The sequence below is a fragment of the Streptomyces sp. NPDC055103 genome (assembly GCF_053607625.1).
Map to the genome: position 1 here is coordinate 1 of NZ_JBSGTX010000156.1, position 2,570 is coordinate 2,570.

The 2,570-nt window shown below is 40.7% G+C and carries 5 protein-coding genes; 2 read left to right on the plus strand and 3 right to left on the minus strand.

The genetic code is table 11. The features are described 5' to 3' along the window. The 3 genes from ACWFR1_RS40125 to ACWFR1_RS40135 all read right to left on the minus strand — a co-directional run. Positions 1-278: MrcB family domain-containing protein (locus ACWFR1_RS40125; RefSeq protein ID WP_453560968.1), on the minus strand; the 278-nt coding region annotated here is incomplete at its 3' end. 109 nt (positions 279-387) lie between these two features. Further along, a protein-coding gene (locus ACWFR1_RS40130) for an IS3 family transposase (protein ID WP_087614160.1) occupies positions 388-1,538 on the minus strand; the annotation gives its coding sequence in 2 pieces (ribosomal slippage) (positions 388-1,265 and positions 1,265-1,538; 1,152 coding nt in all). 111 nt (positions 1,539-1,649) lie between these two features. Further along, the gene (locus ACWFR1_RS40135) at positions 1,650-1,814 is read right to left on the minus strand and encodes a hypothetical protein (protein WP_003234425.1); all 165 of its coding nucleotides are present in this window, start codon (positions 1,812-1,814) and stop codon (positions 1,650-1,652) included. A gap of 132 nt (positions 1,815-1,946) precedes the next feature. Between ACWFR1_RS40135 and ACWFR1_RS40140 the strand changes: the two genes are divergently transcribed. Further along, positions 1,947-2,177: an HAD-IIB family hydrolase gene (locus tag ACWFR1_RS40140; protein WP_453560996.1), complete on the plus strand. Its 231-nt coding sequence runs from the start codon at positions 1,947-1,949 to the stop codon at positions 2,175-2,177. A gap of 24 nt (positions 2,178-2,201) precedes the next feature. Beyond that, positions 2,202-2,570: HAD hydrolase family protein (locus tag ACWFR1_RS40145; RefSeq protein WP_453560999.1), on the plus strand; the 369-nt coding region annotated here is incomplete at its 3' end.

Consider the following 2,570-nt stretch of genomic DNA (forward strand, 5'->3'; position numbering starts at 1 on the left):
ATATAGTACCCTCTTGTGGCTGAAATCGTTAAGTTCTTAATAAAGACAGAGATCCATGGAACCTCAGCCCATCTACCTTGTCCTACCGAACCTACTATATGATAAATTTTTCGATCCAATTCGGCGTCTTTAAAAAGAGACTCCTTTATCTTATGGCGAACAAGTGTCCCTAAAGGATGGTCTTTAAACATCTCTCTTTTAGCTTTATGATATTCTGTTAGTACTTTAATCATTTTTTCTTGTATGGTTAAATTCGAATCATCTAAAACTTTAGCCATTATTCAAACACCTCTATTATAAATGAGATACCTAAAAGACGACGATCATATAAAAAGCCTCACCTGATGGGACTGACCCCCGTTTTTGAGACAGGGATCAAAACACCTTTTAAACAGCCAATTGCCGATAATTTATCGGTGATTGGTTGTTTAGTTTCGTTTGAATACGAATATTGTTATAATAATGAATGTATTCTATGACAGTGCGTTCTACGATGGCGGTCGTGGTTCGATCAATGCTGTTAAGATAGAACGTTTCAGACTTTAGTGAGGAATGAAACGATTCGATGGAGGCATTATCAGCGGGTGTCCCTTTGCGGGACATGCTCATGGTAATGCCTTTTGTTTTAACAGCTTTCTGATACTCGTAAGATGTATACACAGATCCTTGGTCACTATGTAACACGCAGTTCTCAGGCAGTGTTGGCAGTTGATCAAGTGTGTGTAAGACAAAGTCTGTGTCCTGCTTATCTCCAATCGTAAAAGCAATCACTTCTCCATTATATACATCCAATATACTGGAAAGGTACAATTGTTTCTGTCCATAAGGCAAATACGTGATGTCTGTTACTAGTTTTTCAAGAGGATGATCAGACTGAAAGTTCCGATCTAATATATTGTCGACCACGGCATATGGCTGCCCATTCTTCTTGCGCTTTTTCACCTTAACCCGGCACTGCCACTGATTTTTCTGCATAATACGCTGAACCGTTTTATGGTTAATACACATTCTCTTTTTTAATATAGCTGTGATTTTTCGATATCCATATCGATACTGGTGCTCTCGGCACAACGTGCCGATTTGTTTTTCTAAATGGCGCTTGGGATGATCTTTCTTCAGATTCTTCTTCCAACGATAATAAGACGAGCGAGAGATACCTAAATGAATACAGATATCCTGCACGGTCATTGTGCTGTGCAATTCTTCTACAAGTTCGACTGACGTTTGGCTATCAACTTCCTTTCCAATTCGTTGTACTTTTTTAACACTTCATTCTGTTGTCTCAGATATCGATTCTCTGCCTGCAGTTTCTCTAATTCGGAAGAATACTCCGGACCTTTTCCATAAGTGTATTGCTTACCAACAGGCTGTTCAAATCGATGTGTATCACCAGCCTTATACCATCTGACCCATGTCTTAATCTGCGTATTATTTTTGATATTCAACTCCTGCATGATCTCTTTCATAGGTACGCCTGCCAATCTCATTTCTACAGCCTTCTGTTTCACTTCAACCGGATAACTCACTCTTGTCCCCATAGAAAAAACACCTCCAAGTCTAATTTCGGATAACAATCATCCGTATTCAAACTTGAAGGTGTTTTTATTTGTCTCATCTTATGGGGTCAGTCCCACATTTTGTGAGGGGTTCTATTTTGTGTCGTAATCCCGTTCGCTTTGAGAGTTATCTCTTTGCTGGCGTTTGTGTTTTTCATCATTCATATTTTCCTTCAGCTCTTCATTAGGAATCGGATCGGTTAAGTCGTTGTGCTCGGGGTTTTCATTTGGTTTGTTTTGCTGTTTTTTTTCTGTCATGTTTGATCACCTCACCGTTTGTTTTCCTCTTATCCATTCTCCTCAAACATAGGAAATCGCTTTTTTGTCCCGCTGGGTATAATGTATTAGAATAGAGAGAAGCACAACAAAAAGATAAAGAGAGGTACATATATGTCTGTTCAAAGAGAAGATGTAGATATCAAGCTGATCGCAATTGATATGGATGGTACACTGCTGAACGACGAGCAGCTGATCTCGGATGAAAACCGCAAAGCCATTCGTGAAGCGGAGGATAAAGGTGTGTATGTGGTGATCAGCACGGGCCGGACGCTGATGACGTGCCGGGAGCTGGCGGAATCGCTAAAGCTGTCATCCTTTCTAATCACGGCAAACGGCAGTTAAATTTGGGATTCGAATTTTAATTTGGTGGAACGGAAGCTGCTTCATACGGACCATATTCAAATGATGTGGGATTTGCGGAATAAGCACAACACTAATTTCTGGGCTTCTACGGTGAATAAAGTATGGAGAGGCGAGTTTCCGGAAAACATTACGGATCATGAATGGCTCAAATTCGGCTTTGACATCGAGGATGACGATATCCGAAACGAAGTGCTTGAGGAGCTGAGAAAAAACAAAGAGCTCGAAATCACAAATTCAAGTCCGACAAACATTGAAGTCAACGCGCTTGGCATCAACAAAGCTGCAGCCCTTGCCAAGGTTACGGAAAAACTCGGCTTTACAATGGAGAATGTGATGGCGATGGGCGACAGCCTTAATGACATTGCGATGATC

Bases quoted from the DNA above. Each gene is read 5' to 3' on its own strand.
- ACWFR1_RS40135 (WP_003234425.1), bottom strand. From the start codon at position 1,814: ATGACAGAAAAAAAACAGCAAAACAAACCAAATGAAAACCCCGAGCAC.
- ACWFR1_RS40140 (WP_453560996.1), top strand. From the start codon at position 1,947: ATGTCTGTTCAAAGAGAAGATGTAGATATCAAGCTGATCGCAATTGAT.